Source organism: Myxococcota bacterium, from assembly GCA_035498015.1.
Taxonomy (GTDB): Bacteria; Myxococcota_A; UBA9160; order SZUA-336; family SZUA-336; genus VGRW01.
Window position 1 is genome coordinate 1 of sequence record DATKAO010000009.1, and the last position, 6,582, is coordinate 6,582.

Here is a 6,582-nt window from a genome sequence, read left to right on the forward strand (position 1 = left end):
CGCCGGCACCCACGCGCAGCCCGACTCGGTGACGATGTAGCTCAGCTTGGGGAAGCGCTCGAACACGCCGCCGAGCAGCATGTGCGTGTAGCTCCGCGTCGAGAACCAGCCGGTCTCCACCAGCCGGATCGGCAGCGAGACCTTGTACGGCCCGTAGTCCGGCGAGCCGGTGCCGCCGTGGTGGTTGAGCACGACGCCCAGGTCCTGGCAGACCGCCCAGAAGCGGTCGTAGTCGGGCGCGTAGAGCGGCTTGATGTGGGTGCAGTCGGGTGGCACGTGCGGGAGCAAAACACCTCCGCGTAGCCCGTGCTTGGTGATCCACTGCACGTCCTCGATGGCGGCGTCGATGTCGTTCAAGTAGGTCAGGCCGATGCCGGCGCGCGACTCCGGGTGCTCGGCGCAGAAGTCCGCGAGCCAGCGGTTGTGCGCGCGGATGCCCTCGCGCCAGAGCGGGTAGTCGGCCACCGACGGGTTGCCGCAGATCAGGACGCTGGTCCGGAAGAAGGGTGGCACGGTGTTCGGGAAGATGATCTCGCCGACCACGCCCTCTTCGTGCATGTCCTTCATGCGCTCGGCGTCGTCCCAGTTCTTGTGCTTCTTCGAGCCGATGTGCTCGCGCTGCGGGTTCTTGTAGCCGCCGCGCCACTCGTCGAAGAGCTGCTTGTGCGCGTCGTCCAGGTACTCGCGGTAGGCCTGGATGCTGGCGCCGGCGTGGGTGTCGGACGAGATGACGACGTAGGGGCGGGAGTCGGAAGCGGTGCTCATGTCGCCCATGCTACTCCGACGCCAGAGCGTACGCGACGGCCCGGTCCAGCGTCTGTGCGCGGCCCCAGGCGAACTCCGTGTCGAACGCCGGCTCGCCGAGGGCATCCCGTGCCGCTGATCGCAGCCCGCTCGGGTCGATGCCGCTCCCGGGGCCACCCAGAAGATCGATCAACCGCTCATATGCGCCGAGAAGGCGAGCCGCACGCGAACTCTCGCCCCGTGCGGCGGCGATCTCCGCCAAACCGAGGAGGCTGTTGGCGATGAAGATCCTGTGACCCAGCTCGACCGCGACAGTCAGGGCCTCCTCGGCGAACAACTGCGCTCGATCCAGGTCGCGAGTGAGCCGCGAGCCGGTCGAATTGAAGATGAGCGCGAGCCCCAGCACCCAGCGGTCTCCGCTGGCGCGGGCAGTGCTGAGGCCTTCCTGAAGCAGTCGAATCGCGTGCTCGACCTCGCCTCGATTGCCCGCCACCCCTGCCAGGCGCAAGAGCAGACGCGCCTCGTTGGCCTGGTCGCCGATCTCGCGCCAGAGGGCCAACGATGCCTCGTACTGGGTCTTCCCCCCGTCGCCGACCCGGTTCTGTTCTTCGAAGATGCCGAGGTACATGAGGGACTTGGCCGCTCCCGCTCTGTCGCCGAGGCGCTCGAAGATCTCGAGTGCCTCGCCAACCAGGCGCCCGACCCGCTCGGGCTCCAATGCAAGGTTGGCCGCGAGCAGCACCATCCCGTTCTTCAGCCTCGCCTCCAGAAGCTCGGAGGCTCCCACGCGACCGAGCGCGGCCTCGAGACGCTCCTTCCCCTCGGACCAGTGACCGCGTATGTACCAGAACGACTCGAGCGCAGTCGTCAGAGACAGGGCGGGCTCCGACGACTCGCGATCGATCGACCAGTCGAGCGCCGCTCGGAGATTGTCGTGCTCTCGGTCGAGCCGCGCGAGCCAGACCAGCTGATCCTTCGTCTCGAGCTTCGCTGCAGCGGCCTCCGCGAGCTGCAGACACCACGCCAGGTGACGCGAGCGCGCTGCGGTCTCGGAGCCCGAGTCGACGAGCTTCTCGCGCGCGAACTGCCGCACGGTCTCGAGCATGCCGTAGCGCGTCATCCCGCCCGGGTCCGTCACGTTGAGGAGCGACTTCTCGACCAGATGCGTCAGCAGCTCGAGCACCTGCTCCGGCGCGACGTCCGCGCTGGCGCAGACCGCTTCCGCCGCATCCAGGGAGAACCCGCTGGCGAACACCGAGGCGGCGCCCAAGACGGCGCGCTCGGGCTCTGGCAGCAGGCCGTAGCTCCACTCGATCGCGGCGCGCAGGGTCTGGTGCCGCGGCAGCGCGGCGCGGCTGCCGCCGGTCAAGAGCCTGAAGCGATCGTCGAGCCTCGCCGACAGCTCCGTCAGAGACAGCACGCGCACGCGCGCAGCCGCGAGCTCGATTGCCAGCGGGACCCCATCCAACCTGTCACAGATCTGTTCCACGACGGCCGTGTTGTCGGCGGTCACATCGAACTGCGGCCGATGAAAGCGCGCCCGCTCGACGAACAGCCGCGCTGCGTCCGAGCCCAGCAGCGACGGGATCGAGTAGATCTGCTCGCCACCGATGCCCAGACCTTCCCGGCTGGTCGCGAGCACCCGCAGTCCCGGAGAGGCGCGCAGCAACTTGTCGACCAGCTCCGCGCAGGCCCCGAGCAGGTGCTCGCAGTTGTCCAGGCAGAGCAGCAGCTGCTTGGTCGCCAGGTAGTCGCAGAGTGACGCCACGAGCGGCCGTCCGGACACCTCGCGTAGGCCGAGCGCCGAGGCGACCGCGCGGCTCACCAGACCTGGGTCGCCCAATGATGCGAGCTCGACCACCCACACGCCATCGCGGAAGCGCTCGAGCTGCGCTGCGGCGACCTGGAGCGCGAGGCGCGTCTTGCCGCAGCCTCCGACACCGGTGAGTGTCAGCAGCGCCGCGCCGGCGAGGAGCCGCTCCAACTCGGCGCACTCGCGCTCGCGGCCGATGAAGCTCGTGAGCTGGCGCGGGAGATTGTTGGGGTGGGTGTCGAGCGTGCGCAGCGGAGGGAACTCGCTGGGCAGCTCGGGCACGAGCAGCTGGAACAGGTGCTCGGGCTGCGCGAGGTCCTTGAGACCGTGCATCCCCAGGTCTCGGAGGGCGACCCCGTCGGGCAAGCCGTCCGCCAAGAGCTCGCGCGTGGTCGGGGACAGCAGGATCTGACCCCCGTGCCCCGCCGCACAGATGCGCGCCGCGCGGTGGACGTCGATGCCGACGTAGCCGCTGTCCGTCCGCTCGGGCTCGCCGGTGTGGAGCCCCATCCGGATCCGCACGCTTCGCCCGCCGGGCCAGGCGTGGGCGGCCATCGCGCGCTGGCACGCCACGGCCGTGCTCACCGCGTCGTGAGCGCGGCGGAAGACGATGAACATGCCCTCGCCCTGGCTGTCGACCTCCTCGCCGCCGCCCTCGCGGACGAGCTTCCGGAGGATCTGCTGCTGGTCGGCCAGCAGCCGCGCGTACCGATCCCCCAGGTCCCGGAGCAGACGGGTCGACCCCTCGATGTCCGTGAACAGGAACGTGACCGTTCCCGCCGGCAGGTTGCGGGGCTCCGTCATGGCCGACCCCCTGCTCTCCACTCTCTGGTGTAGCGGCTCGCTCATGGTACCCCGCTTGCGCGGCGGCGGGGAGCGTCCGACGTTCGGGGCAAGTGACCACCGCCCAGAGCGTCGAGACCGTCCTCTTGCTCTTGGCCGTCGTGCTGCTCGGCATGTCGGCGGCGCGGCGGCTGCCGATCCCCTATCCGGTGCTGCTCGTGCTGGCCGGGCTCCTGGCCAGCTTCGTGCCGGGTCTGCCCTCGCTCCGGCTCGATCCGGAGCTGGTCTTCTTCGTGTTCCTGCCGCCGGTGCTGTGGTCGGCGGCGTACTTCACCTCGTTGCGCGACTTCCGCGCGAACGCGCGGCCGATCACGCTGCTGGCGGTGGGGCTGGTGCTCGCGACGACCGCGGCGGTCGCCGTTTGCGCGCGTTGGCTGATGCCGGGGCTGTGCTGGTCGGCGGCGATCGCGCTCGGCGCGATCGTCTCGCCGCCCGACGCGGTCTCGGCGACCTCGATCGTGCGCGCGCTCGGCGCGCCCCGCCGCGTGATGACGATCCTCGAGGGCGAGAGCCTGGTGAACGACGCGACCGCGCTGATCCTCTACCGCGGCGCCGTCGCGACCGCGATCGGTGCGGCGGCGTTCTCGCCCGGCGAGACGGCGCTCGCGTTCGTGCTGGCCGCCAGCGTGGGCGTCGCGCTCGGCTGGGCGATCGGGCGCGGGTCGGCGTACGCGCTGCGGATCACGAACGACACGCCCACCGCGATCCTGATCACGCTGATGGCGCCGTATCTGGGCTGGATTCTCGCCGAGTACGCGCACGCGTCGGCCGTGCTCGCCTGCGTCGCGGGCGGGATCACGTTCCGCCGCGCATCGGTGACCGACGTCGCGCCGAGCGCGCGGCTGCAGGCGAAGCCGGTGTGGGAGCTGGTCGTGTTCGCGGCGAACGGCGTGCTGTTCCTCGGGATCGGCCTGCAGCTGCGCGGGCTCGCCGCCGACGTGCCCGCAGGCGGGCTCCGGTCCGTCGCGCTGCACGGGGCGCTGTTCGCCGCACTGGTGATCGCCGTGCGGCTGGTCTGGGTGCCGCTGTTCGCCTGGCTGCCGCGCGCGCTGTCGCCCGCGCTGCGCGCCCGCGACCCGATGCCGACCTGGCGGGCGCTCTTCCTGCTCGGCTGGACCGGGCTACGCGGAATCGTGTCGCTCGCGGCGGCGATGGCGCTGCCGCTGACGGTCGCCGACGGCTCGGCCTTCCCGTACCGCTCGGAGCTCCTGCTCATCACGTTCGCCGTCATCTTCTGCACGCTGGTGCTGCAGGGACTGACGCTGGCGCCGCTGGTGCGCGCGCTCCACTTCCCCAGCGACGGCGACCCCCGGCACGAGGAGCTCGAGGCGCGCGCGCATGCCGCGCGCACCGCGCTGGAGCGGCTCGAGGTGCTGGCCTCCGAGCCCTGGGCCGAGCCGGCTACGCTCGGCGCGTTGCGCGAGCAGTACCAGGACCGGCTGCGCCGCGCTTCGGACGGCGAGTCGAGCCTGCTCGCCGACCGCGCGGCCAAACGCGCGCGCTTCGAGAGCCTGATGGCGGAGCGGCTCGCGCTCGACGCGCTGCGCGACCGCGAGCAGATCAGCGACGAGGTGCTCTTGGCGCTCGAGGCGGAGCTCGACCTGGAAGCCGCGCGCCACGGCCTGGCCGAGCTGCGCCGGGTCGAGACGCTGCGCGACTAGCGTCGCGGGCGACGAGCCTGTCCGTTTCACTTCTACCCCAGTGCCGGCCGATACGGCGGGGCATCCTCGGGGAGTCTCTCGTCATGCTTCTCTTGAGCGTCGTGTTCCTGGTCATCTACACCGTCGCGAGCGCCATCGTCGGTGTTCGCCTCTTGCTGCGTTCGCGGATCACTCACGGCGTGCCCGAGCTCCTGGCCGGGCTCGCGTACGTGACCGCGCCGGCGACGGGCTACCCGCTGTGCGTGACCGCGCCGATGCTGCCGCGCCCCCTGGCGGTGCCGGTGTACATGCTCGGCGAGACGCTCTTGATGTCCGGCTGCTGCTTCTACCTGTTCTTCACCGCGAAGGTGTTCCGCCCGGCGGCGCCGTGGGCGCTGCGCGTCGCCGTGCTGGGCTCGGCCATCCTCACGGTCAGCGGGATCCAGAACATCTGGGCGTTCTGCTCGACCGCCGACTCCGCCGAGATCTTGGCGCGCGCGCGCGTCGGGCTGGCGCCGATCGTCGCGGTGCTAGGCCTGTACTACATCTGGACCGCGTTCGAGGGCTTCCGCTACTACGGCATGATGAAGAAGCGCATGGCGCTCGGCCTGGCCGACGCCGTGGTGACCAACCGCTTCTTGCTCTGGGGCTTCGCGGGTCGCCGAAGTCCTCGCACCAGATCTCGATGCCGTTGGCCTGAACGGTTCGCTGCGCCATCGCCGGACCTCCCGGCGCAGCATACCGCGCGGCTCAGGCCATGCGCTGGAAGACCTTGTCCGCGGTCTCGACTGCCTTGTCCTCGCGCAGGAGCATCAGCGCGTCGCGGATCTTGGCGCAGATCGCCGACACGTCGCCGATCTTCTGGCTCTGCAGCTGGCGCGGCAGCAGCTTCTCGACGACCACCGCCATCTGGTCCTTGCTCACCGTGCTGGCCTCGAGCCCGGCGTCCATCAGCGCGAGCTGGATGGCGCCGCGCGCAGCCCAGCGATCCATCCCGGAGGACTTCTCGAGCGCGGTGTGAGCTGCGTCGAACGCCGCAGAGTTGGCCATCGCGTTACGCCGGCGCCAGCGCGCCGCCCCGGGCGGAGCGCATCACCCAGCGCGTGTACGCGGCGGGCGGCATGAAGATCAGGAACAGCAGGACCGTGTTCGCGAAGCCGCCCAGCGACGTCGAGAGGAGCGGCAGCGCGCTGCGCAGGTCGATCCCGGCCACCAGGCACCAGGCGGACACCGAGTTCCACGCGAACGAGACGATCCCGGCGAACGCCCACAGGAGGAAGCGGTTGGTCACCACGGCGTCGGCCAGGCCGAGCGCCATGCGCTTCCTCATCATGCCGTAGTAGCGGAAGCCCTCGAAGGCGGTCCAGACGTAGTAGAGACCGAGGATCGCGACCATCGGCGCCAGGCCGACGCGCGCCTTCGCCATCAGCTCGGCCTGGTCGTGCGCGGTCGTGAACGCCCAGATGTTCTGCACGCCGCAGAGCGCCAGCACCAGCGAGCCCGCGGCGGCGGTCCAGAAGGCCCACGGCTCGGCGGGCCGGA

5 protein-coding genes are annotated in these 6,582 nt (G+C 70.7%); 1 reads left to right on the forward strand and 4 read right to left on the reverse strand.

The genetic code is table 11. The features are described 5' to 3' along the window. Both VMR86_00670 and VMR86_00675 read right to left on the reverse strand, forming a co-directional pair. On the reverse strand, window positions 1–765 hold a 765-nt coding region (locus VMR86_00670; GenBank protein ID HTO05545.1), incomplete at its 3' end, for an amidohydrolase family protein. Between the two features lie 10 nt (window positions 766–775). Further along, complete coding sequence (locus tag VMR86_00675; GenBank protein HTO05546.1) at window positions 776–3,406, reverse strand: adenylate/guanylate cyclase domain-containing protein; 2,631 nt, start codon at window positions 3,404–3,406, stop codon at window positions 776–778. A 47-nt stretch (window positions 3,407–3,453) separates the two neighbouring features. Between VMR86_00675 and VMR86_00680 the strand changes: the two genes are divergently transcribed. Beyond that, a complete protein-coding gene (locus VMR86_00680) occupies window positions 3,454–5,061 on the forward strand; it encodes a Na+/H+ antiporter (GenBank protein HTO05547.1) in 1,608 nt (535 codons plus the stop codon). Between the two features lie 729 nt (window positions 5,062–5,790). Here VMR86_00680 and VMR86_00685 read toward each other — a convergent pair. After that, window positions 5,791–6,090 (reverse strand): hypothetical protein, encoded by a 300-nt coding sequence (locus tag VMR86_00685; protein HTO05548.1) that lies wholly within the window; start codon window positions 6,088–6,090, stop codon window positions 5,791–5,793. A 4-nt stretch (window positions 6,091–6,094) separates the two neighbouring features. Next, on the reverse strand, window positions 6,095–6,582 hold a 488-nt coding region (locus tag VMR86_00690; protein ID HTO05549.1), incomplete at its 5' end, for a hypothetical protein.

Bases quoted from the DNA above. Each gene is read 5' to 3' on its own strand.
- VMR86_00675 (HTO05546.1), bottom strand. From the start codon at position 3,406: ATGAGCGAGCCGCTACACCAGAGAGTGGAGAGCAGGGGGTCGGCCATG.
- VMR86_00685 (HTO05548.1), bottom strand. From the start codon at position 6,090: ATGGCCAACTCTGCGGCGTTCGACGCAGCTCACACCGCGCTCGAGAAG.